Raw genomic sequence first — 24,684 nt, 5'->3', positions numbered from 1 at the left:
GATAATATGAAATTTACTGAAAATCAGCAAAAAGCAATCTCTCATTTTGAATCCCCTGCATTAGTATTGGCAGTTCCAGGAGCCGGTAAAACTACCGTACTTCTTAATAGAATAAAATACTTGGAAAAAGTTCACAATATTGATCCAAAAAGTATCTTATCAATAACATTTAGCAAATCTCAAGCAGTAGATATGAAAGAAAGATTTTCTGAAAAATTTCCAGAAACAGAATCTGCCTATTTTTCCACGATTCATTCTTTTTGCTACTATATTATTAAACTACATTATAAAATGAATAATAGAATATTTAAAATTCTTGAATCCAATAATGATATCAATAAATATCTTGTTATAAGAAATATAATAAGAAAAATCAATAAAACAAACTCTAAGGATGAAGACGTCGAAAAATTCTTGCAATACTATGGATATTGTAAAAATATGATGATAATAAAAGATTTTCCAAAATTCGATATTGAAAATTTTGAACAAATATACCTAGAGTATGAAAACTTTAAGAAAAATAATTTTTATATTGATTTTGATGATATGCTTACAAAATCATTTGAGATACTCAACGAAGATGATTATATACTAAAAAGAATTAAACGTAAGTATAAATTTTTTCAAGTAGACGAAGGACAAGATACTTCAAAAATTCAATTTGAATTAATCAAAAAAATCGCCTACCCTGAAAATAATTTGTTTATTGTAGCAGATGACGACCAGTCAATCTATTCTTTTAGAGGCGCAGATCCTAGCTATTTGTTAGATTTTAATAAGATTTTCCCAGATGCTAGTATTTATTATATCGACCAAAATTTCAGATGTACGGACAAAATAGTTAACGCAAGTAACCTATTTATAAAACAGAATAAAAATCGATACAATAAAGATGTTACATCCACAAAATCATCAGATAAGAAAATAATAATAAAATTTCCTCAAAACTTTTTGTCCATGTTTTCTTATCTAAAAAATAATATAAATCCTGATAAAAAGACTGCTATATTGTACAGAAAGAATATTTCTTCTATAGCTCTAACGAAGTATTTACACGATCAAGATATTAATTTTCACTCTAGATATCAAAAAGATGATTTTTACAATCATTTTGTACTCAATGATATTTTAAAAATGATTGCTTTTTCTGAAAACAAAACATCTGTCGGACTTTTTAGAGATATTTATTACAAACTAAACAGCTACATTAAAAAAACCTCCATAAATCAACTTGAAACTTACGATGAATCAATGCCTATTTTAGATCGCCTTTTGGATGATTCAACTCTGAGTAGGTATTATGTAGACAGATTTATGGACTTAAAATCATTTTTTTCAGGAATAAAAAGAGCAAAAGGTTCCAAGAAAATTGATATCATAATGAATGATATTGATTACAAAACATATATTGAGGACAGTGTTCTACTCCAAAACCAAAAGATATCATTAGACCTTTTGACTGAAATATATAAATATTTGTTTAAAGATTGTGAGTGCTACGAAGATTTTATCAATGAAATTGAAAATTTAAAGAAAATCCAAAAGGATTCTATAAAACATACTAGTAATCTAAATTTATTAACTGTACATTCTGCAAAAGGTTTGGAATTTGATGAAGTATTCATTATTGATTTGATAGATGGTGAGTTTCCTACAAATATTGATTCCAACAACAAGAATTACGAAAATATATTTGAAGAAGAAAGAAGAATGTTTTATGTAGCTATGACTAGGGCTAAGGACAAATTAACCCTATTATCTCCAAAAACTAGAAATTCCGTTGAGGTTGATTCATCCCAATTTTTAAAAGACATCATAGAGATTGAAAATAATTTAAAAAACTAGCTGTAATTTTACAGCTAGTTTTGCTATTTATAAGTTACCTACTAAGTCAATTCCTGGTTTTAAAGTGTCTTGACCAGGTGCCCAGTTTGCTGGACAAACTTGATCCCCGTATTTATCTACATATTGTGCAGCTTGTAATTTTCTTAATAATTCGTGTGCATTTCTACCAATTCCATCAGCAGATACTTCGTATAATACAACATCTAAATCAGGATTGATCAAGAAAGCTCCTCTTTGACTTTGACCATCAGCTTCTTTTAAAACACCAAATTGTTTTGATAAAACAAATGCTCTATCTGATAACATTGGATATTCGATTTTTTTAATCTTTTCAGATTTATCATGCCATGCTTTGTGAACAAATTCTGAATCTGTAGAGATAGAATAAATTTCACAGTTTAATTCTTTAAATTCTGAGTATAGGTTTTGTAAGTCTTCTAGTTCAGTAGGGCATACAAAAGTAAAATCTCCTGGATAGAAGAACAATAATGACCAGTGACCTTTTAAATCTTCACTAGAAACTTCTTTAAGCTCTTCATTGTGATAAGCAGGAACTTTAAATTCTTCAACGTGTTTTTTAATTAATGACATAAATAATCATCCTTTCCTATTTAATTTACAATTTAATTATATCATATTTTGTAATGATTACAAGTTGGATTGATATTATTTCTTATATCTTAAAATTAAAAAAAGAGACTAAAAAGCCTCTTAATTTGTTATTTATTTGAATCAAAAGAATCTGCAATTGATTTTATAATTGAGGAGAAAAAGTTAATTATTTTATCAATAATACCTGCGTCTTCTGCCTTTTTATAAATATCCTTAGCGCCTTCTATAACTTTACCAGAAATATTAGACAATTCATCCTTAATATCTTTTGAATCAATAGATTTCACATTAGAATATTTTTCGAAAAAATTTACCAATTCTTGTTTTTGATCTTCTGTGATTACATTTTCAAGATTATTCTCTTTGATTGCGTCGTTGACAATCTTTTTAATTTCTTCAAGAGTTGGAGCTTGACCATTGTTGTTGATATTTATATTCGCAATATTATCTTTTATTACAACAATGACATCATTTAATTTGTCTCTATTAAAGTCACCTTTATCTTTGTTTTCTTTATTAATATCACTAACAACTTCTAATTCTTCTTGGGCAACTTTTATTCTGTCACTATCAAGCTTTTCACCATTTGACTCAAAAGCTTTGAATACACCAGTAAGAGCTGATTCTCCAGTTACTGGTCTCACTGCAGCCACCATTATTGTGCAGTCTTTTACACCTGCTGTAATTGCAGCATTTTCATATTGTTTTTCGGTAATTAATGTAATGTTTTTTGGTGTTGTTATATTGACTTTTATTCCTTTATTTTTGTTTTCTTTTTTAACCAAAACGCTTGAAATCATACTTCCTGGATTTGAATCATCTCCTCCAATGTATTTCAATAAATCATTATAAGTTACCATAACCGACTTAATATTACTGTCATCCTCAATATTTAAAAGTCCTTTTGTTTTTCTAATTTGAGATTTATCTAAGCTTTCACCATACACAAAAGTTGGCTTACCCCACTTTTCATCAACAACCTTGGTGTCTATTTCACCAGCAAAACTGATAGTTGATGATAATGAAAGTAAAATAGCTAATAAAAAAACTGTAATTTTTTTCATAGATTATTATCCTCCGTTCACATTGATTATAGCACAAAATCAAGCGTTCAAAGTCTACAAAATTATTAAGAAAAACTAAACAAAATAAGCCAAATCTCAAAGACTAATAAATTAATTTCAAATTTTTACAAAAATTCCTTTACATTGTTTTTACTTTATGCTATACTTATAAAGTCAGCCGGAGTGATGGAATTGGCAGACGTACTGGACTCAAAATCCAGCGGTGGCAACACCGTGCGGGTTCAAGTCCCGCCTCCGGCACCATATACAAGATAGCTTTTAAAGCTATCTTTTTTTCTTGCAAATTTTAAAACCCAGGTAAAAATCTTTACCTGGGCTATTTTCGTTTCTGGTATTAAGTAATAGTTAAATTTTATTAGAGAAATCAAAACATAAAAATTAAAATCATACCAATAAAAATTGTTACGTTTATTGTTACGTTTTATCATTAAATGTGAAATCAATTAAATTATATATCAAACAAAAAAGACTCAATTCCAATGATTTAATCATTTGAATTGAGTCGATATAATTTGGTGCAGGAAAGAGGACTTGAACCCCCACGTCAAAGACACTAGATCCTAAGTCTAGCGCGTCTGCCAATTCCGCCATTCCTGCTTATGGGGTGGATGAAGAGATTCGAACTCTCGATCTTCAGTGCCACAAACTGACGCCCTAACCAACTAGGCTACATCCACCATAGCCTCAATTGACTACTTTATAAGTATACCATAATAAAATATGATTGTCAAGCATTTGTAAAATTTATTTCAAGTGAACTTGACTTTATTATTATAGCATCGTGTTTTTTATTTTGCAAGTATTATTTTGAAGATTTTGAAAATCCCTCATCTTGTGCTTCTTTTTCTGTTACAAAATATTTCTCACCTTTTTTGAAGTTAATTTTCACATCTTCATAACTTTCTTGATTAGGCATGTGGTATATTTTTAATCCTTTACTATTAATATTTCCCTTTATCATTCCTCTACCTTTAGAATCGGTGTATTTTACATATAAATTTGGATCATTTATATAAAAATCTTTCCAGAAACCTTTTTTATTATCCTTTGCATATTCTTCGGCTTTTTTTAATCGTTCAGAGTATTTTTGATTGGTTGTCTTAGTGTATAATTTTGCCATTCCTTCTTTTAGTAATTTTTCGTTAATAAATTCATCATCTAAGAATACATAACCTAGCTTTCTTTCGTATACATCCTCTTTTTCATCATCGAATTCTACCCTGACTTTTTTATTTTCTAACAAGTTTTTAGTGTATTCACTTGCAATTTTGCCTTCTTTGACATTTCGACTTTTATCTTCTGCCACGCTTTCTGGTGTATCAATTCCTATAAGTCTTACTCTCGTTTTTTGTCCATCTATATTTAATATTACAGTGTCTCCATCTACAACTCTGACTACTTCATACAAATTATTTTGATTTTCTGTTTGAATGATTTTGTCACAGCTTGTTAATAATATTAGTATTATTAATCCCAGTAAAAATTTCTTCATGTTTTTCTCTCACTTTTTATTATTTATAGCTTGATAAAATCTTTTCAGCTATTAGAATCATGTGATTATTGACTTTTTCTCCCCAATTTTTATCACTTGCATAATTTTTGTTCATAGCGTAAGAATTATAACCATTAAAATACTTTCCATTATCGCTAAGATACAATATTTTGATTTTTTTGCCAATATCTTGAATTCCTTCATCAAGTGAATTGTATTGACTTGCTCCGTTGTAAGGATCAGAGTCAACAGCATTGAATCCAAACAAATTATTTTTGTCCTTTGCTATTCTACTTTGTCCAAAATCAGATTCATGATTTGCTATAGCTAATAAATACAAGGCGTTCACACCGTATTTCTTTTCTACTTTAATGAATGAATGTGCGTTGCCTTTTAAATCAGTACCTTCTAATGCAACCTCTAACATTCTTTCTGATATTTTAGATTTGTGAGTTGGATAAAAAATATTATCTTCTGTAATCTTCAAAGCCCCAACTTTCTTGAATTCAACCAAATCCTTTTCTAATTTATTTAAAGTTTTCAACTCATTATCTTCTAATTCACTTTTATGATGAGTGATTTTTCTAGAAAAAGAAAAGTAATTTTCAGAATAGTTTATTATTAAGCAGGAGCAAAAAACTATCATTAGCAAGAATATTCCAACTCTTTTTCTTATTAATTTCTTGTTTTTCATTATTCCTCCTAGAATATGAATAGTATTTTATCATAATTTTTTATTATTTCCTATTGATTTTCATTATTGTAATAATCTTGAAATATTGTATTCTTAAGCTTATAATAAATGTATATGCTGTTGTGGCTCAGTTGGTAGAGCAATTGATTCGTAATCAATAGGTCGGAGGTTCGATCCCTCTCAACAGCACCAATAAAAAAACAATACTTATCTGGAGGTAAGAATGTCTATAAAAATAATCACGGATTCTGCTTGTCAAATAACAGATTCTAATAAAAATGAAAATTTAATAATACTGAATATGCCAGTTATTAGCTCTGATAAAGAATACATAGAAGGTCAAACCATTAATTCTTCAGATATGTTTTCTAGAATGAAAGATGGAGAAGTATTCAAAACTAGCCAAGTTCCATATAAGACCTACTATGAATCATTTAAAGATGAATTGGAAGCTGGAAATGACGTAATCTGTATTACATTATCTAGTGGACTTACTAGCACATTCCAAACTGCTACAATGGCAATGAATGCATTATTAGAAGAAAACAAAGATTATAAAATAATAGTTAAGGATTCTCTTTGTGCTTGTTCCGGAGAAACTTCCGTTATCAACAAAGCACTCAAACTTGTAGAATTAAATTATTCATTTGAAGAAGTAAACAATAAATTAGATGAAATAATCTGCGAACAAGAGCATATTTTTACAGTTACTAACTTAGAGTATTTGTACAGAGGTGGAAGATTATCTAAGACTCAAAAAGTTATGGGATCATTGTTGAATATAAGACCTGTAATGAGTGTGGATAAAAATGATGGTAGCTTATATGTTGTAGAAAAAGCGCGTGGCGAAAAACAAACTTTTATTAAAATGAAGAATTTAATGATTGAAAAATGCAATAACAATGTAAATTTAAATCAAACACTTTATGTTTGTTACGGCGAAGATGAAGATGAAGCAGATCTACTTATTGAAAAAATTAAAGAAGATTTTGATTTCAAGAAAATTGTTAAATGTCCTTTAGGATGTGTAATAGGAGCTCACACCGGACCAAATATGTTAAGTATATATTTCAGTAACAAGGATTTGGGAGAAGAGCTATCCGAAGTATAAAAATAAACCTTCTAAGTTATAACTTAGAAGGTATTTTTGTGTAATCTAGGTTTGTTTTTTTTATAGCTGTAATAAAATCCTGTTTCAAATCCCCTATCACATTGATATTTTCGTGAGTTTGAGGATGAATAAATTGTAGGTTGTATGCGTGAAGGACTTGACTGTCAAAAAGTATTTTTTCTTTTTTCAATCCATATAATTTGTCACCTAAAATCGGATGATGAATATAATTCATATGAACTCTAATTTGATGAGTTCTGCCCGTTTTGATTTGGACTTTTACAAGGGAATAATCGTCATTATAATCAAGTCTTTCATAATTAGAAATAGATAATTTTCCTTCGTCTGAAATCATCATCTTCTTTCTATCTTTTGGATTTCTAGTCATATATTCTTCAATTGTTCCGCATTCACCGATTTTTCCATGAACAATACACAAATAAGTTTTTGTAATTTCGTGATTTTTAATAATCTCCTTTAATTTTAAATGCGTATCGTTGTCTTTTGCAATAATTATTAGTCCTGTAGTATCTTTGTCTAATCTATGGACAATTCCCATTCTGTAATCTCCGTCAACATCACTCAATTTTTCAAAATTAGACATCAAATAATTTACTAAAGTATCGGAATATATAGTTTCTGTGGGATGAACTATTACATTTTTGTCTTTATTTATAATCGCAAGATAATCGTCTTCATACACGATATCCAAAACATGTTGCTGTGGTTTTATAGTTTTATCAGGTTTTTCATATTCAAATTTAATCTTATCGTTCAAATTTAACTTGTAATTTTTTTTCTGATTTTTTTCATTTACTAGCACTTTTTTTTCATCGATAAGTTTTTGAATTTCACTTCTGGACAATTCAACTTTATTAGCCAAAAAAACATCCAATCTTATGTTTTGGTTAGAATCGTCAATTAAAAATTCGTACATCATATGTTTTCTATCTTCCAATCAATGGGTTCAAGTCCGTTGTCCTTTAGATAATCGTTAGTTTTAATAAAATGATTGCAACCAAAAAATCCCCTATTCGCCGAAAACGGAGAAGGATGTGGTGATTCTAATATAAGTGCATTCTTGCTTTTAATTAAATCTTTTTTCATTCTAGCGTTGTTTCCCCACAATATAAACACTATCGGTCTATCAGAATTCCCTAATAATTCTATTATTTTATCCGTTAAAATTTGCCAACCAATTTTTGAATGAGAATTTGGTTTGTTTTCAATTACTGTAAGGGAAGTATTTAATAGTAAAACTCCTTGCTTTGCCCATTTCATCAAATATCCATTGTTTGGAATTGGATAACCAAATTCACTTTGCAATTCCTTGTAAATATTGATCAATGAAGGAGGTGTTTTAACATTTGGCTTAACTGAAAAACTAAGTCCATGAGCTTGATTAGGATTGTGATATGGATCTTGACCTAAAATCACAACCTTGCAATCTTCAAATGGAACTAATTTCAACGCTTCAAAAATATAATTCATATCAGGATATACTCTATAATTTTGATAATCGTGAATTAAAACTTCCCTAATTTTTTTATAATAATCCTTGTCCCATTCATCTTTTAGTAATTCATCCCAGCTATTTCCTATATTAACACTCATTATTTCTGTCCTTTTAAGCTAAATATTACAAGTAATATACACGATACAACAACAGCTATATCTGCCACATTAAACACTGGAAAATCATAATTAAAAGGTAATCTTACAGAAATAAAATCGATGACATAACCTCTGAAAATTCTGTCGATAAGATTGCCCAATGCTCCACCAAGAAGTAGCCCGTATATTACTTTTTCAAAACTAACCAAACTTTTGTAATTCTTAAAAATATAAACAATTACAAATCCAATTATTAGTAATGTTATTATCATTAAAATAATTTTCTTATTTTCAAGAATTCCAAATGCCGCCCCTCTATTCTCAAGGTAAGTAAGCTTCAAAAATTTATCAAAAATGATAATATCTCCTTCTTTTAGAGAAATTGCCATGTATTTTGTTAAATGATCCAAGCCAATTACCAAAATCATCATTAAAATAGTAACCATTTTTACTCCTAAATGTATTTAATATATTTTATTCTCAATTTGTCTTTTTTTGTGCTTCCCAAATATTCTAAAAGCCTGTATCGACCATATCCTCTTATTGAAACAAGAGAATTTTCTTCAACTGATTTGCTTGTATTGGATATTACTTCATAATTAAGCTTGATTTTCTTGTTTTTTATAATAATCTGAGCATCTTTCCTGGAAATATTTGCCATCTCAGAAACCAAGCAATCCAATCTTTCTGAATTAATAATTCCTGTAAATGATTTAAACATTTCTTCATCTTTTTCTATATTTTCTTCAATAATTGATGTCGAAATATTGAACTTTTTTATCTTTGTTAAATTCAAATTTAAAAATTTAATCATAGTATTTGTAGCGCAAAGATAAAATCTTTTATTATGTGTAAAAATATCTCCAATTTTTTCACGATTAATTCCTAAATTCAATACAGCTCCTAAAATATCTCTATGTGTTATTTCCTGATCAGTCTGTATTTCCAAAAGGCCAATGTAATCGAACATATTGATATATTCTTCCGAGTAGCAATATCTATCCCACATTATAATAATCTTATTTTCACAATTTACAGGACAATTTGTAACCATATATCCTACATCAGTCTCTGTGTTCAATATTGAAGTAGCATACTCTATTTCTTTAGGATTCATAAAATCAGTTGCATAGATAGTTTTTGTCCTTTTAACTGAAATAAGACTATCAATAAATCTATCGATAGTCTTTTTAATTTCTATATCTTGAATGTAATTTAATTCATAACTCATTTTAAATCAATCCTACTATTAACGATCCAATAATTTGAAGAAATATCAATGTGATTAGTGGAGACCAATCTATAATGCCTCTATCAAGTCCAAACATATTTAAAAGTTTCTTGGCAGGATACATTATATAATCAGTAACCAAATAAATCGAATCGACTAAGGCATTGTCTCTTGATATGTGAACAAAAGACAATATAACTCTAATAAATATCGACCATTCTATTAGCTTCAAAATGGTTAAGAAAAAATTAACAATACTAAATCCATTTATCATAATTGGAAAAATCCATTATTTTTTGTGATTTGATCCTTAATCTTTCCGTCTATTTCTACCCCTTTTGGTACCAAAACAAAAATATCTTTAGTTACTTTTTGCATTTTACCATCAAGTGAATAAATAGCACCACTAACAAAATCAAATATTCTTTGTTTTACGTCTTTTTCAAGCATTTCAATATTTAATACAGCAACCTCGTTTTTTAGTATAACATCAATCACTTTTGGTGCATCATCAAAACTGATTGGTTCGTGAATATTGATTTTAACTCTATTTAAAGGTTTTGATTCCACAGGTTTAGTTGTCGAATTATTCATGCTTACTATATTGTTTTTTGTTTCGTAATTTTGTTTTGGTTCATAATCGTTTGATTCAGCTTCAACATGATCTGAGTCATCATAGTAGTATTCATCATCGTAATATTCGTCGTAATCGTCTTCTACCCCTACTAATTTTTTAAATGAATTCATAAATGACATAATGTCCTCCTAATTGTAATTTCTTTTACCAAAAATAAAGCTTCCAACCCTTACCATATTGGATCCTTCTTGAAGCGCCACTTTGTAGTCATGGCTCATTCCCATTGATAAGTATTTCATTTCTATATTTTTGTATTCTGTATTTTTTATTTTATCATAAATTTCTCTCATTTTCTTGAAAACCCATCTAATTTCTTCTGGATCTTCTGCAAATGGAGCAATGCTCATTAATCCTTTTACTTTGACGAACTCTGTTTTTTCTATTTCTTCAATAAAAGAATCCAAATCATCAAGATATAAACCAGATTTTTGCTCTTCTTCTGCAACATTTAATTGAATCAAACAATCTTGTGGTTTATTAATTGCACCAGCTCTTTTTTCTATTTCTTTTAAAACACTCATTCTATCTAATGAATGAATCAAACAAGCTTTTCCTACAACATCTTTTACTTTATTAGATTGCAAATGACCAATCATGTGATAATTAACACAATCTTTTAATTCATCATATTTCCAGCTCATTTCTTGGGGCTTGTTTTCGCCAATATCAGTTACTCCACAATCAATAGCTTCTTTAATTCTATCAATGTCCACAGTTTTTGTAACAGCAATAAGATGTGGTGTTTCTCCATGAGAAGCGAATTTTTTCAAATTTTTATTAACTTCATTTAGATTATCTTTTATACTCATTATTTTAAAAGTTCCCCCTCTTTAACAAATCTTGGATTTTTGACAATATAATCGTATAGCTCCAAAGTTTTTACTTTTCTGTTATTAACATCAATCTGTCCATCAGTGCCCGTTGAAACGTAGGCAAATTTATCGTCAGTTTTCAAAACTTTTACAGCTACAAATTTGATAATTCCTGTTTCTTTTTTGATGTAAACGCCTTGTGTAGAATCTTTCGTAATAATTGATTTTTTAGGTATTTTGAATACTTTTGTTTTTTTATCAATCACAGTTATAGGCACAAATCTTTTATTCATTAAATCATTAATACCATCATTCATATCGCATACTATTGTAATGATATTCCCATTTACTTTTATGTCTTTTATGTGCGCTGAATAACCGTTTTTGTCAACATTGATTTCAATTTCGTCGTTATTTTTCAAATTTCGATTCAACTTAGAACTTTCCACATCAAATACCAGCGATAAATTCATACTATCAACAACTGATAAGCCTTGAGTAGTATAATTTTCATCAATATCTCTTAAATAAAAATCACTACCTAGAATACTTGAAGAGTTATATCCTACAAAGTTTTCATAGTTATCAATATTGTTTTTTAACACTCCACTAACTGTTGTTTTAACTGTAGATGATTTTGAGTTTAAAACCTGTTTCAATATCTCTAATTCTTTTTTAGAATGAAAATACTCTTCTTCTGTGATATTCTTTTTCTTATCATATTCAGATAAAAACTTATCATCAAAGTTTCTATTTCTTATCGAATTTGATAGTGTTTTAATGTCTGTATCTTTTATCTCAAATTTACTTGTAGTCTTATCGCTGTGATTTATTTCCAAATCATTCAATTTATCATCTATATATTTCGTACTCATTTGTAAATTGATGTCTTTCGGTACGTTTATTACATTAGATCCCACAGGATATTTGACATTTTCAGCTGCTTTCGTATTCACATCGTTCAAATAAATGTACTCATCTTTTAGAACAAGAGCATTTACATTTATTTCGTTTTTTATTTTTGAAATATCGTTCACAAGATATAGGTTTCGTTTGAATAAAAAACCTAATAAATTGTGAACAATAAATACTAATAATAAAACAGAAATAATTATTATAAAAATTTCTTTTTTGTTAAGTTTTTTCGTTTTCATAATCTGATTATATCATAGTATAATTTACATTCCAAAATTAATTATCGCTCTTTTTTCTCATCATAGAATTCGGTTGAAGTTTTTGATCAATCTTAATTTTAAAAATTTGTTGAGCCTTATTTGCCACTTCAATTTCATTCATTTTTTCATCATACATTTTTTCAATCTTAGTTGTAATAAACCCATCTTCTGGGCCAAAAATTTCTACTTCGTCTCCTTCGAAAACTCTATTTCTTTGTTCAAAAGTAGCAATTTTACTTTCTTCATCATAATCTAATAATAACCCTACAAAATCATATTTTCTAATATAAGAAGATGATTCGTACAATTGGTCATTTTCATCAGGTTTTTTTTCAAAAAATCCTGTAGTAAAATCTCTATAAGAAACTTTTTTTATCTCTTCTAAAAGTCTCTTCGCTGTTTGTTCATCAAATTCATTATTATAGTACTTGTCGATGGCGATCCTATAGCTTCTAACTACCGTAGCTACATAATATTGACTCTTTACTCTACCTTCTATTTTCAAACTATCAATTCCTGCTGCAATTAATTTATCTAAGTGCTCAATCATACACAAATCTTTTGAATTGAAAATAAAAGTTCCTTTCTCATCCTCTTCGATTGGGAAATATTCTCCAGGTCTTTTTTCTTCAACAAGTCTGTACTTCCATCTACAAGCTTGTGCACAGTCCCCTCTGTTAGCATCTCTTCCTGTCATGTAGTTACTCAATAAACATCTTCCTGAATAAGACATACACATAGCTCCGTGTACAAAACATTCTAATTCAGAATCAGGAATGTTTTTCTTGATGTCTTGAATTTCTTTCAAAGATAATTCACGAGCTAACACAATTCTTTTGATTCCTTGATCCATCCAATATTTTACTGTTCTAAAATTTGTCACAGATGCTTGTGTTGACATGTGAACTTCAATATCTTGATTAATACTTCTAATAATAGAATAAATTCCTGGATCAGAAACAATAAGTGCATCTACATTAATATCGATTAAGCTTTGAATGTAATCTTCAATCCCTTCCAAATCGTCATTGTGGGCTAATATATTCATAGTTATATATATTTTCTTGTCTCTACTATGAGCGTATTCTACTGCTTCTTTCATATCATCTAATGTAAAATTTTTAGATGCAGTTCTCAAACCATAGTCAGGACCTGCCATATACACTGCATCTGCGCCATAGTCTATGGCTGTTTTTAATTTATCTAAATCACCTGCTGGTGCTAATAATTCAACTTTTTTCATTTAATCTCCTCAAAAATAGTCGGAAATCATAGACTTCCGACTATCGCTATTTTAATTTAGTTATGCTCATTCCATCATCTATTGGAATTATAGTTGTATCGTATTTTGAACTATCAGAAATAATTTCTAAAAATTCTCTTAATCTCTTAACAATTGTTATCTTTCTGTGTCTATGTTCATAGAATTCTTTTTCGCATACCATTCCTCTAAACAAAACATTGTCACATACAATAACTGAATTTTTGTTAGATAATCGTACAGCTTCTTCAAAATATTTTATATATTGTCCTTTAGCAGCATCGATAAATATCAAATCAAATTTTGTATCCATATTTTTCATTACTTCATATCCGTCTCCAAATATTAATTCGATATCGTCATAGCCATACTTTTCAAAGTTTTCTCTGGCAAAATTTGCGTTCTTTTCGTAATTTTCAACTGTGGTAATCTTTGCATCAGGACATGTTTTTTTCATGACAATTGAACTATATCCAATAGCTGTGCCTATTTCTAAAATAGATTTTGGCTGTTCCGTCAGTAAAATCATCTTTAATAGCTGTCTAACTTCTGGTTCAACTATCGGTATATGATTGTTCTTAGCAAATTCTTCTAGTTCTAAAATAGTTTCATCGTTACTTTTTGATAATTGTCTTAAATAATCTTGTAGTTGTTCATTTACAATGCTATTCATCTTCTAATTTTATGCCACCTTCTAATGCATCGTAGACATCTTTCAAAATCATAGAAAATCTTGCATCTGCTTGTAAATAAGCTGCTATATCGTGATTTGTCATGATAATATTTTGTAAGTTTTGAAGTTTTTGTACATCTTCAGGATCTTCTTTTCCTGTTTGTTGAATTTTTAATTGATACTCAAAAAGATGCTTTTTAAAATCATCTATCATATTTTTGTTAGTTTCATTCTTCTTATAAACTTCTTTGTGAAGTTTTTTGAGCTCTTGAAACTCTTGAGAATTGTTCAACATTTGTGCTAATTCTTCAGCTTTTTTCTTATATTCCATATTATACCTCCATTATTACTGGCAATATCATTGGATTTCTCTTAATTTCTTGATACAAGAATTTCTTTAGTGTTTCTCTTATATTGTGTTTAAGAGTAGACCAGTCATATATATTTTTTGTATAACATTCATCTAGGACTTTTTGGACAACAAATTTGCAATCTTCCATTAAATCATTATTTTCTTTAACATATACAAATCCTCTTGAAATGATGTCAGGACCAGCTATAACTTCTTTATTTCTAGCATCTAAAGTAATTACTACAACTATTAGTCCATCTTCTGATAAATGTCGTCTATCTCGTAATACAACATTTCCTACATCGCCTACTCCAAGTCCATCTACTAAAATATTACTTGCAAATTTAGTGTCAACAAGGTTAATACTTTTTCTTGTAAATTCTATAGTATTACCATTATCAGCGATAACTATATCTTTTTCTTTCATTCCAAGATTAAGTGCTAAATTCGCATGACATTTCAAATGTCTCATTTCACCATGAAGTGGAACAAAAAATTTAGGTCTAACTAATGAATGCATCAACTTTAATTCTTCCTGACAAGCGTGTCCACTTACGTGCACATCAGCCAATGAAGAATAAATAACTTTTACTCCCATTTCCATTAATTTATTGATAACTGAGCTAACCTGATTATCATTTCCTGGAATTGGTGTTGCAGATAAAATAACTGTATCCGTTGGATCCAAATGAACTTTTCTATGAGTTCCATTAGCCATTCTTGTCATTGCACTCATAGGCTCCCCTTGAGAACCAGTTGTTAGAAGAACTATTTCGTTTGGACGGTACCTATTGATATCATTTATATCAATAATAGTTTTTTCATTAACTTTAATGTATCCCAATTCACGCGCAACATTAACAGTGTTAATCATTGATCTACCCGAAAGCGCCACCCTCTTATTGAAATGTTCAGCCGCTGAAATAACTTGTTGAATTCTGTGGACATTAGACGCAAATGTAGCTACAATTATTCTAGCAGGTGCATCATCAAATAAATTAATAAATGTTTTTCCAACGCTTTTTTCGCTTAAAGTATAACCTTGCCTTTCAACATTTGTACTATCCGCAAAAAGTGCAAGTACACCCTTGTTTCCTATAGCAGCTATTCTACCAAAGTCCATTCTATTGTTATCAATTGGAGTGTAGTCAATTTTAAAATCACCCGTAAAGAACAAAACTCCCACAGGAGTTGTTATTGATAAACTTGCAGCATCAGGAATTGAGTGACATACTTTTACAAATTCTACGCTAAATGCCCCAAGTTTTATTGATTTTTTGTAGTCGACCGTATGAAGTGACTTCAAGCTTAACTTGTGCTCCAATATTTTATTTTCTAAAAGTCCCATTGTAAGTTTTGTACCATACACAGGAACATCTAATTTTTTTAATACATAAGGAATTGCTCCGATGTGATCTTCGTGGCCGTGAGTAATTACAATACCTCTGATCTTTTCCTTATTTTTTTCTAGATAAGAAATATCTGGGATTACTATATCAACTCCCAACATTTCTTCATCTGGAAATGTCATTCCACAATCCACAACAATAATATCATTTTTGTATTCAATTACTGTCATGTTCTTTCCGATTTCGTTAAGTCCTCCTAGTGGAATAACTTTTAATTTATCAATATTCTTTTTTGCCATTTATTTCTCCTCATTTTTAATTTTTTCTTGGCAATCAGAACATATCCCATAAAACTTTAAATCGTGATTTTGGATATCGAAGTTGTAATCCTTGCTGATTTGCTTTTCGATATCTTCCAATAAATCGTATTTCACTTCGTCAACTTTACCACAATTTGTACATATTATATGGTGATGGTGATGGTCTTCATCCTCATCAACCAATTCATATCTATATCTTTTATCATCAAAATCTAACTTGTAAACCAAGTTAAGTTCTTCAAAAATTAATAAAGTTCTATAAACCGTAGCTATACCAATTTCCGGATCTTTTTTGCTTACTATTTCGTTCAATTCTTCCGGAGATAGGTGTGAATCCATATTTTCTAACAATGCTTCAAAAATTACTTCTCTTTGCTTAGTAACTTTGTATCCGGCATTAATTAGCCTAGTTTTCAATGTTTCTATGTTCATTATTGCTCCTTTTGTGAATTCATTAGATCTTCGTATATTTCGATAGCATCGTTTAATTCTTGTTCGTTTTCTAACCCAATAAATTCAACTTGTTCATCATTTTCAATATATTTCAAAATAACATTCTCACCATTTGATACATCTTCTAATACGCAATAATTATCATCGTCCATACCAAATGTATTGATTATTTTAAATTCTTTTTCATTGTTGTTTTCATCGTATAATTTTATAGTTTCCATAATCATCTTCCCATATCCAAATAAGTTTGCAGAATATAAGTAGCTGCAACACTATCAATTACATCTTTCCTTTTTTTTCTTGATACATTTTGTTCTATCAATACTCTTGTAGCACTGACAGTTGTTAGTCTCTCGTCAACATATTCTATGTCCAAATCAGTGTGTTTTCTTAGTTCTTTTACAAATGTTTTAACTTTTTTAGCTTGAGGGCCAATAGTATTATTCATGTTTTTAGGTAGTCCTACTATAATTTTACTGACTTCTTTTTCTTTGATTATATCATTTATGATTTCTATATCTTCAATCTTGCTTTTTCTCTTAATAGTCATCAATGATTGGGCAGTCAATAAAAATGGATCACTTATCGCGATACCGATAGTTCTATCTCCCACATCAAGTCCAATATATCTTTCCATAATTATTTACATATTTTGAGAGCTGTTACAAGTAACAGCTCTACATTATCCTCTATTTATCTATTTCGTTCAAGTAAACTTCTAACATTTCTCCCAATAAATCATCTCGATCTATTTGTCTAATCAAATTTCTCGCATTATTAAAGCTTGTAATGTAAGTAGGATCTCCTGATAATATATATCCAATAATTTGATTTTTAGGATCATACCCTTTTTCCTCTAAAGCTAGGTAAACTTTCTTCAAAGTTTCCTTTATTGATTTCTGTTCAAGTTTTGATGCCTCAAATCTAACCGTATGGTTTAAATCCTTTCCTTCCATTTTTTGCCTCCTTTAAGCATTAATTTTTGATTTTACTGTTTCAATTCCCTTTTGTAGTGCTTCATCAACTTTGGAACTATCTTTTGCGCCAGCTTGTGCAAAATCTTTACGTCCTCCGCCATTACCACCGCATACTTTGGCAACTTCTCTTACAATATCTCCGGCAAATACACCTTTCTTAACTGCTGAGTCCGTTACTAAAGTTATAAATGATACTTTTGATTCATCCGAATTAGCTAGTATTACAACACCATCTTCTAATTTTGATTTTATATTTTCTCCAAAATCTCTAAAAGAATTATTGTCCAAACCACTTAACGCAAATACACAAACTTTTGTGCCGTCAATGTCTACAGCGTCCTCAATGACTGAATCAATATTTGAAGATAAATCCTTATTTGTTATATCTTTAAGTTTTCTCTTCAATTCTTTAATTTCTTCAGTGTTCATTTCAATTCTTCTTGTGATTTCATCTTCATTAGATGCCTTTAATGAATGCTTAACAGTATCAATCAAACTATCTCTTTCTTTTAAATATTTGTAAACTGCACGACCAGTAATTGCTTCAATTCTTCTAACACCTGCAGCTACACTTGATTCAGAAAGTATTTTTAACATTTGAATGTCACTTGTTGTCCTTACGTGAGTTCCTCCACATAATTCTTTAGAATAATCTCCCATTTGAACAACCCTTACAACATCTTGATACTTATCTTCGAAAAGACCTCTAGCTCCAATTGATTGAGATTGTTCTAATGACATTTCATCAATTTTAACAGGAATACCTAGAGCTATTTTTTCATTTACAATTTGTTCAACTTTTTCTAATTGTTGTTTAGTAACTGCTTCAAAATGCGTTATATCAAATCTTAATCTTTCTCCATCAACATAAGAACCAGCTTGATTTACGTGATCTCCTACAACATCCTTTAATGCTTGATGCAATAAGTGTGTAGCAGAGTGATTTTTCATAATATCTCTTCTATTAAGTTCATCTACTTCGATTGTAACTTTATCGCCTACATTTAAGCTTCCTTCGATAACTTTTACGTAATGCAAGAATACTTTCTTTCCAGTTTTTTTCGTGTCGTAAACTTCAGCTTTGAAATTATCATTATAGATAATTCCCTTATCACCTACTTGACCTCCACCTTCTCCATAGAAAGTTGTACGGTCTAATACTATTATACCCATATCTTCAGCATTTAAATTATTATCATTTTCACCGTAGATTTCGATAACTTCACTTTCATCTTTTAAGGAATCATATCCATCAAATTTTGTTTCAGGAAGTCCTTCGCCATATTTTTTGTCAGAAGACCAACCCATATTGGATTCATTTCTTGATCCTCTGGCTCTTTCTTTTTGTTCTTCCATTAATTTTTTGAATTCATCTTCATCTACAGTTTTGTTGACTTCACCAACCAATTCCTTAGTTAAATCTATAGGGAATCCATAAGTGTCATATAATTTAAATGCATTTTCTCCACTGAATACATCTGAATTAGTTTCTTTTAACATAGAATCTAAAATGCTCAAGCCTAAATCCAAAGTTTCTTGGAATTTCTTTTCTTCAGCATTAGCTATTTTTACAATTCTATCTCTTTCTTCTTTTAATTCAGGATATCCAGATTCATAAACTTTAATGCAAGAATCTATAACTTTTTCTATAAAACTGTCGTTTATTCCCAACAATTTTCCGTGTCTACAAGCTCTTCTTATAAGTCTTCTTAGTACATATCCTCTTTGCTCATTGCTTGGAATAACACCATCATATATTAAAAATGTCATGGCACGTACGTGGTCAGCAATAATTCTGATTGATACGTCGTTTTGATGATTTTCTTTGTATTTTACGCCTGAAATTTCTTCAATAGTTTTGATTATATCTTTTACAAGTCCAATTTCAAAAATATTATCAGCATTTTCCAAAACCATTGTAATTCTTTCAAGACCCATACCAGTATCTATATTTGGATGAGCAATTCTTTCGTATTTTCCGTCAGCAGTTTTGTTAAATTGTGTGAATACCAAATTCCATACTTCCAAGAATCTTTCGCCCTCATCACCTGGTTTTGCATCTTCTCTAGGGTCAAATTCAAATCCTCTATCTACGTGAATTTCTGAACAGGGTCCACAAGGTCCTTGATCTAATTCCCAGAAGTTATCAGCTTTTCCTAATTTAACAACTCTTTCTGGACTTACTCCTACTTCATTTACCCAAATATTATAGGCTTCTTCGTCTTCTTCATATACAGTTATCCATAATATATCTTTTGGAACTTCTAATTCATTTGTTAAAAAGTCCCAAGCCCATGTAATGGCTTCTTTTTTAAAATAATCTCCAAAAGAGAAATTACCGAGCATTTCAAAAAATGTACCATGCCTTTGAGTCTTTCCTACTTCGTCAATATCTGCTGTTCTGATACATCTTTGTGAAGATGTTGCCCTGTCTTTTTTTAATTTTTTCTCACCTGTAAAATACTTTTTCAAAGGTGCCATTCCAGCATTTATAAGTAAAAGACTTTTATCATCTTGTGGTATAAGAGGAAATGATTTGATAACAAGATGTCCTCTTTCCCCAAAATAATCTAAGAATTTTTTTCTAATTTCATTTAAACCGTAATCTTTCATTATAACCTCACTAATTTTTAAAAAACATTTTAATCTTATCTTTAAAATGTAAATATAATATTTTAACTGTAGCAACGAATGGAACTGAAAGAATCATACCTACAACTCCAAACATTCCTCCACCTATAATCAAACTAACAATTACTAACAATGGATTAATTCCAATTTTTGAACCTAATAATTTAGGAGCTAAAATATTATTTTCAACCCATTGAATAGAAACGAACACAATTACTACAACCACTGCTTTTAAAGGGCTGTCCAAAAAAGCCAAGATAAAGGCTGGAGTAACCGCTATAAAAGGACCAATATACGGAATAATATCTCCTACCATAGTAAGTATTCCAATTATAATTGCAAAATCGACTTTCATAATGATTAATGCAATAGCAGTCAATACTCCAACGAAAATTGCCATAATTAATCTACCACGAATGAATTCACTGTAAGCTTTATCCATATCAGAACAAATACTCAAGAATTTATCTTTATTTTCATTCGGTATAAATCCCATAATAAAATCAATGCACTTTTCTTTATCTAATAACATATAAAAACTTACAACTGGAACTAAAACAATTCTGAGTAAATTGCTGAATATATTTCCCGTAACATCTCCAGTTTGGGATAATTTGTCCAGTATAGAAGTTTGGATAGTTCCAAGCTTTTGGTTAATTGTTTGCATTGCATTGGACATAATTTTGCTGACGTTAGGATATTCTTTAAATATTTTATTGTTGATAGCATTTAGTTTAACAGAAATATCCGACATAAAGCCAGGTAAGCTTATTATCATTTTTTTAATTTGTTGTATAGTTTGTGGAACGACAATCATCCCCAATAAAATAATCAAGAGGATTACTATAACGTAAATGATTAAAATAGCTATTGACCTTTTAACTCCCTTTTTTTCAATATATTTTACCAAAGGATTTATAATATATGAAAGCACTATTCCTATCAATAAAGTATTAATTGTATGATATATGATTGGATATTTTGAAAATAAAGCTGCAATTCCCAGCAATATAAGTATTAATATGGTAGTCTTTTTTATTTTATGAAAATTAAATACAATTTTGTATTTTTCGTCTACTTTACTATTTCCCACAGTAATCAGAAAATAAGTTCCAAAAACCATGAAAATAATAGTTATAAATATTAATGCATTTCGCAAAAATTCAGAATTAATAAGCATATCTATTTCTCTTTGCTAATTAAATCTTGCAAACTCACGTTTTTAATGCTGTTAATCATATCATCGTGCATTTGAGTCCAAATAAGCCTAGATGGACAAGTGTCTTCTCTTGAACAAAGTCCTGGAACTACAGAGCATTCTGTCACTCCAAAAAATTCTTCCAAACACTCCAAAATTTCAGCCACTGAAATTTCTTTTGGAGATTTTTTCAATAAATAACCACCTTGCACACCTCTGACTGAAATCACCAAATCTTGTTTTTTCAATTCTCTTATAAGTTGTTCTAAATAATTATTACTAAGTCCTGTGGCTTTAGATATTTCATTCAAACTAACTGGATTATCTCCATATTTTTTGCCTAAATATATCATAGCCGCAAGTCCATATCTTCCTCTCGTAGATAATCTCATAAGCCCTCCTATTTATGATAAATTTTATCATAGTAAAATAGTTGTGTAAATATCCTATTGCAATAATAATAGTAGATTAAGAAAACTCAATCTACTATTACCAAAATTATTTTACAATTATATTAAAAATTCTACCTTTAACATAAATTTTCTTAACTACGTTTTTGCCTTCAAGATATTTTGCCACAACATCATCAGCAATAGCTTTTTCAAAAACTTCATCTTCAGAAGCATCTCTAGATATTTCTACAGTTGCTCTTAGCTTACCATTTACTTGGATAGGAAGCTCTATTACATCCAAAATAGTTTTCGACTCGTCATATTCTGGCCAACTAGCTTCGTGAACATATCCTTCATATCCCATTCTTTGCCAAATTTCTTCTGTGATATGTGGACAAACTGGATTTAATAATATCAAGAATATCTTGAATTGTTCTTCGGAAATTTTATCTAAGTTGTTGAATTCATTTAATAATGTCATAAGTTGAGCGATTGCAGTGTTAAATTTCAAGTTTTCATAATCTTCTGAAACTTTTTTAATAGTTTGATGAACCAAAGTTTCCATTTTTTCAAAATTAGAATCTCCATCAACTAATTCTTGCGTTCTCCAAACTTTATCCAAGAATTTTCTACAACCTTTAACCCCATTTTCAGACCAGGGAGCTGATTTTTCAAAATCTCCAATGAACATTTCATAGCATCTCAAAGTATCTGCACCAAAATCTCTGACGATATCATCCGGATTTACTACATTACCACGAGACTTACTCATTTTTTCGTTGTTATCACCTAAAATCATTCCATGACTAGTTCTCTTCATATATGGTTCTTTTGTAGGAACTACTTCAATATCATACAAAAATTTGTGCCAAAATCTTGAATACAATAAGTGAAGTGTAGTGTGCTCCATTCCACCGTTATACCAATCAACTGGAACATAATAGTCTAAATTTTCTTTACTTGCTATCGCTTCATCATTGTGTGGATCAGTATATCGCAAATAATACCACGAAGATCCTGCCCATTGTGGCATAGTATCAGTTTCTCTTACAGCATCTCTACCACATTTTGGACATTTTGTATGAACAAATTCATCTATATTAGATAGTGGTGATTCTCCATTATCTGTTGGTTCATAATTATCAACCTTAGGCAATACTAATGGTAAATCTTTTTCTTCCAAAGGAACCCATCCACAATGTTCGCAATAAACCAATGGAATTGGTTCTCCCCAATATCTTTGTCTAGAAAATACCCAGTCTCTTAATTTATAGTTTGTTTTCTTGTGACCTATTTCTTTTTCTTCAATGTATTCATACATTTTTTCTTTTGCTTCGTCTACACTCAAACCATTTAAGAATTCAGAATTAATAAGATTTCCTTCGTTTGTTTCGGTGAATGCAGAATTTTCTATGTCGGATCCTTCAATTACAGGAATCATTTCAATGTTGAATTTTTTAGCGAATTCATAGTCTCTGTCATCGTGCGCAGGAACTGCCATAATAGCACCTGTTCCATAAGTCATCAATACATAATCTGATACATAAACAGGAATTTCTTTGTTAGTCAAAGGATTAATCGCTGTTAATCCATCAATTTTATATCCTGTCTTTTCTTTAGATAAATCTGTTCTTTCCAATTCCGATTTCTTAGCAACTTCTTGTCTGTAACTTCTGATTTCTTCAATATTTTTAATTTGATCGCTATACTTTTCAATCAAAGGATGATCAACAGAAATAACCATGTAAGTTGCACCAAATATAGTATCTGCTCTTGTTGTAAAGACAGTAATTTTTTCGTCAACTTCTTTTATAGGAAAATTAATTTCTGCACCGTATGATCTTCCAATCCAGTTGATTTGTTGCGATTTTATTCTATCCAAATAATCGACATCTTTTAAATCATCTATAAGTCTATCAGCGTATTCAGTAATCTTAAGCATCCATTGATTCTTAACTTTTCTGATTACTTCTCCGCCACATCTTTCGCAGTGACCGTTAATTACTTCTTCATTTGCAAGTCCTGTTTTACATGAAGGACACCAGTTAATTGGCATTTCCTTTTTGTAAGCAAGTCCTTTTTTAAACATTTGGATGAAAATCCATTGAGTCCATTTATAATAATCTGGGTCTGTTGTATTTATTTCTCTATCCCAATCAAAAGAAAAACCTATTGATTGCATTTGTCTTTTGAAGTTTTTGATGTTGTTTTCAGTAACAATTTCTGGTCTTATTTTATTTTTAATAGCAAAATTTTCTGTAGGAAGTCCAAATGCATCCCAACCCATTGGATATAAAACATTATATCCTTGCATTCTTCTTTTTCTTGAAACGATGTCCAATGCAGTGTATGGTCTTGGATGACCTACGTGTAGTCCTTGTCCAGAAGGATAAGGAAACTCTACTAATGCGTAGAATTTTTCTTTTGACTTGTCATCAGAAGTCTTGAAAGTTTTGTTTTCTTCCCAATATTTTTGCCACTTTTTCTCAATTGAATTCGGATTATATCTATCCATTTTTACCTCCAAATAATAAAAAATTCGCCTCTTACATAGAAGAGACGAAATAAAATTCCGCGGTACCACTCTTATTGGTTAATCCCACTCAAATCTTTAACGCAGATATACGAATATTCTATTAATAAACAAGTTCAATAATCTCAAATATTGATTCGCACCAACCATCAATTCTCTGAAAATTTTTAATTATTTACTACTTTTATTCAAATATTATTATAAAAACTTATTACTATGATATCACATCATAGA

The 24,684-nt window shown here is 29.6% G+C and carries 26 protein-coding genes, 4 tRNA genes and 1 other annotated feature; of the genes, 4 read left to right on the top strand and 26 right to left on the bottom strand.

Annotated features, from left to right (window positions below; translation table 11 throughout):
- Positions 1-6 precede the first annotated feature (6 nt).
- Positions 7-1,848 carry an ATP-dependent helicase gene (locus B9N53_RS02585; RefSeq protein ID WP_094203549.1) on the top strand — a complete coding sequence of 614 codons (1,842 nt, stop codon included), beginning with the start codon at positions 7-9 and terminating at the stop codon, positions 1,846-1,848.
- 27 nt (positions 1,849-1,875) lie between these two features.
- On the opposite strand, the gene B9N53_RS02580 is transcribed toward B9N53_RS02585, so the two are convergent.
- Both B9N53_RS02580 and B9N53_RS02575 read right to left on the bottom strand, forming a co-directional pair.
- A complete protein-coding gene (locus B9N53_RS02580) occupies positions 1,876-2,439 on the bottom strand; it encodes a redoxin domain-containing protein (protein ID WP_094203548.1) in 564 nt (187 codons plus the stop codon).
- Positions 2,440-2,567: 128 nt separating this feature from the next.
- The gene (locus B9N53_RS02575) at positions 2,568-3,524 is read right to left on the bottom strand and encodes a DUF1002 domain-containing protein (protein WP_094203547.1); all 957 of its coding nucleotides are present in this window, start codon (positions 3,522-3,524) and stop codon (positions 2,568-2,570) included.
- Between the two features lie 177 nt (positions 3,525-3,701).
- Between B9N53_RS02575 and B9N53_RS02570 the strand changes: the two genes are divergently transcribed.
- A tRNA-Leu gene (locus tag B9N53_RS02570) sits at positions 3,702-3,788 on the top strand.
- Positions 3,789-4,058: 270 nt separating this feature from the next.
- On the opposite strand, the gene B9N53_RS02565 is transcribed toward B9N53_RS02570, so the two are convergent.
- The 4 genes from B9N53_RS02565 to B9N53_RS02550 all read right to left on the bottom strand — a co-directional run bounded on the left by B9N53_RS02565 (position 4,059) and on the right by B9N53_RS02550 (position 5,731).
- Positions 4,059-4,142, bottom strand: a tRNA-Leu gene (locus B9N53_RS02565).
- A 3-nt stretch (positions 4,143-4,145) separates the two neighbouring features.
- Positions 4,146-4,222 (bottom strand) — tRNA-His (locus B9N53_RS02560).
- Between the two features lie 125 nt (positions 4,223-4,347).
- The gene (locus B9N53_RS02555; RefSeq protein WP_094203546.1) at positions 4,348-5,037 is read right to left on the bottom strand and encodes a thermonuclease family protein; all 690 of its coding nucleotides are present in this window, start codon (positions 5,035-5,037) and stop codon (positions 4,348-4,350) included.
- Between the two features lie 19 nt (positions 5,038-5,056).
- A complete protein-coding gene (locus B9N53_RS02550; RefSeq protein WP_094203545.1) occupies positions 5,057-5,731 on the bottom strand; it encodes a glucosaminidase domain-containing protein in 675 nt (224 codons plus the stop codon).
- 116 nt (positions 5,732-5,847) lie between these two features.
- Here B9N53_RS02550 and B9N53_RS02545 point away from each other — a divergent pair.
- A tRNA-Thr gene (locus tag B9N53_RS02545) sits at positions 5,848-5,923 on the top strand.
- A 31-nt stretch (positions 5,924-5,954) separates the two neighbouring features.
- Positions 5,955-6,842, top strand: a complete 888-nt coding sequence (locus B9N53_RS02540; RefSeq protein ID WP_094203544.1) for a DegV family protein — start codon at positions 5,955-5,957, stop codon at positions 6,840-6,842.
- A 16-nt stretch (positions 6,843-6,858) separates the two neighbouring features.
- On the opposite strand, the gene B9N53_RS02535 is transcribed toward B9N53_RS02540, so the two are convergent.
- The 20 genes from B9N53_RS02535 to leuS all read right to left on the bottom strand — a co-directional run bounded on the left by B9N53_RS02535 (position 6,859) and on the right by leuS (position 24,432).
- On the bottom strand, positions 6,859-7,782 hold the full coding sequence (locus B9N53_RS02535; RefSeq protein ID WP_094203543.1) for an RluA family pseudouridine synthase: 924 nt from the start codon (positions 7,780-7,782) through the stop codon (positions 6,859-6,861).
- Entirely contained in the window at positions 7,779-8,456 is a 678-nt protein-coding gene (locus tag B9N53_RS02530; RefSeq protein ID WP_094203542.1) for a uracil-DNA glycosylase, read from the bottom strand. Before B9N53_RS02530 ends, B9N53_RS02535 begins: the two co-directional genes overlap by 4 nt.
- Positions 8,456-8,902 carry a signal peptidase II gene (gene lspA, locus B9N53_RS02525; protein ID WP_094203541.1) on the bottom strand — a complete coding sequence of 149 codons (447 nt, stop codon included), beginning with the start codon at positions 8,900-8,902 and terminating at the stop codon, positions 8,456-8,458. Before lspA ends, B9N53_RS02530 begins: the two co-directional genes overlap by 1 nt.
- 8 nt (positions 8,903-8,910) lie before the next feature.
- Positions 8,911-9,687: a YlmH/Sll1252 family protein gene (locus tag B9N53_RS02520; protein ID WP_094203540.1), complete on the bottom strand. Its 777-nt coding sequence runs from the start codon at positions 9,685-9,687 to the stop codon at positions 8,911-8,913.
- Between the two features lies 1 nt (position 9,688).
- Entirely contained in the window at positions 9,689-9,961 is a 273-nt protein-coding gene (locus B9N53_RS02515) for a YggT family protein (protein ID WP_094203539.1), read from the bottom strand.
- Positions 9,958-10,443 (bottom strand): cell division protein SepF, encoded by a 486-nt coding sequence (locus B9N53_RS02510; protein WP_094203538.1) that lies wholly within the window; start codon positions 10,441-10,443, stop codon positions 9,958-9,960. Before B9N53_RS02510 ends, B9N53_RS02515 begins: the two co-directional genes overlap by 4 nt.
- Positions 10,444-10,452: 9 nt before the next feature.
- Positions 10,453-11,133 carry a YggS family pyridoxal phosphate-dependent enzyme gene (locus B9N53_RS02505; RefSeq protein ID WP_094203537.1) on the bottom strand — a complete coding sequence of 227 codons (681 nt, stop codon included), beginning with the start codon at positions 11,131-11,133 and terminating at the stop codon, positions 10,453-10,455.
- On the bottom strand, positions 11,133-12,290 hold the full coding sequence (locus B9N53_RS02500) for an HlyD family efflux transporter periplasmic adaptor subunit (protein ID WP_094203536.1): 1,158 nt from the start codon (positions 12,288-12,290) through the stop codon (positions 11,133-11,135). The genes B9N53_RS02505 and B9N53_RS02500 overlap by 1 nt, the downstream gene beginning before the upstream one ends.
- Before the next feature lie 37 nt (positions 12,291-12,327).
- Entirely contained in the window at positions 12,328-13,554 is a 1,227-nt protein-coding gene (locus tag B9N53_RS02495) for a peptidase U32 family protein (RefSeq protein ID WP_094203535.1), read from the bottom strand.
- A gap of 46 nt (positions 13,555-13,600) precedes the next feature.
- The gene (locus B9N53_RS02490; protein ID WP_094203534.1) at positions 13,601-14,245 is read right to left on the bottom strand and encodes an O-methyltransferase; all 645 of its coding nucleotides are present in this window, start codon (positions 14,243-14,245) and stop codon (positions 13,601-13,603) included.
- Positions 14,238-14,576, bottom strand: coding sequence for a YlbF family regulator (locus B9N53_RS02485; protein ID WP_094203533.1), 339 nt, complete (start codon positions 14,574-14,576; stop codon positions 14,238-14,240). Before B9N53_RS02485 ends, B9N53_RS02490 begins: the two co-directional genes overlap by 8 nt.
- A 1-nt stretch (position 14,577) precedes the next feature.
- The gene (locus B9N53_RS02480; RefSeq protein ID WP_094203532.1) at positions 14,578-16,245 is read right to left on the bottom strand and encodes a ribonuclease J; all 1,668 of its coding nucleotides are present in this window, start codon (positions 16,243-16,245) and stop codon (positions 14,578-14,580) included.
- Positions 16,246-16,698, bottom strand: coding sequence for a Fur family transcriptional regulator (locus tag B9N53_RS02475; protein WP_094203531.1), 453 nt, complete (start codon positions 16,696-16,698; stop codon positions 16,246-16,248). It abuts the gene before it with no gap.
- A complete protein-coding gene (locus tag B9N53_RS02470; RefSeq protein WP_094203530.1) occupies positions 16,698-16,940 on the bottom strand; it encodes a DUF1292 domain-containing protein in 243 nt (80 codons plus the stop codon). The genes B9N53_RS02475 and B9N53_RS02470 overlap by 1 nt, the downstream gene beginning before the upstream one ends.
- Before the next feature lie 2 nt (positions 16,941-16,942).
- Entirely contained in the window at positions 16,943-17,356 is a 414-nt protein-coding gene (ruvX, locus tag B9N53_RS02465; protein WP_094203529.1) for a Holliday junction resolvase RuvX, read from the bottom strand.
- 52 nt (positions 17,357-17,408) lie between these two features.
- A complete protein-coding gene (locus B9N53_RS02460) occupies positions 17,409-17,675 on the bottom strand; it encodes an IreB family regulatory phosphoprotein (protein ID WP_002836238.1) in 267 nt (88 codons plus the stop codon).
- A gap of 12 nt (positions 17,676-17,687) precedes the next feature.
- The gene (alaS, locus tag B9N53_RS02455; protein WP_094203652.1) at positions 17,688-20,309 is read right to left on the bottom strand and encodes an alanine--tRNA ligase; all 2,622 of its coding nucleotides are present in this window, start codon (positions 20,307-20,309) and stop codon (positions 17,688-17,690) included.
- Between the two features lie 10 nt (positions 20,310-20,319).
- On the bottom strand, positions 20,320-21,507 hold the full coding sequence (locus B9N53_RS02450; protein WP_094203528.1) for an AI-2E family transporter: 1,188 nt from the start codon (positions 21,505-21,507) through the stop codon (positions 20,320-20,322).
- A gap of 2 nt (positions 21,508-21,509) precedes the next feature.
- On the bottom strand, positions 21,510-21,917 hold the full coding sequence (locus B9N53_RS02445; protein WP_002839398.1) for an RrF2 family transcriptional regulator: 408 nt from the start codon (positions 21,915-21,917) through the stop codon (positions 21,510-21,512).
- A 106-nt stretch (positions 21,918-22,023) separates the two neighbouring features.
- Complete coding sequence (gene leuS, locus B9N53_RS02440) at positions 22,024-24,432, bottom strand: leucine--tRNA ligase (protein ID WP_094203527.1); 2,409 nt, start codon at positions 24,430-24,432, stop codon at positions 22,024-22,026.
- Positions 24,433-24,469: 37 nt separating this feature from the next.
- Positions 24,470-24,650 (bottom strand) — a binding site (T-box leader).
- Positions 24,651-24,684 lie beyond the last annotated feature (34 nt).

The sequence above is a fragment of the Finegoldia magna genome (assembly GCF_002243175.1).
Lineage (GTDB): Bacteria > Bacillota > Clostridia > Tissierellales > Peptoniphilaceae > Finegoldia > Finegoldia magna_J.
This window is presented reverse-complemented; position numbering and strand designations above follow the sequence as displayed.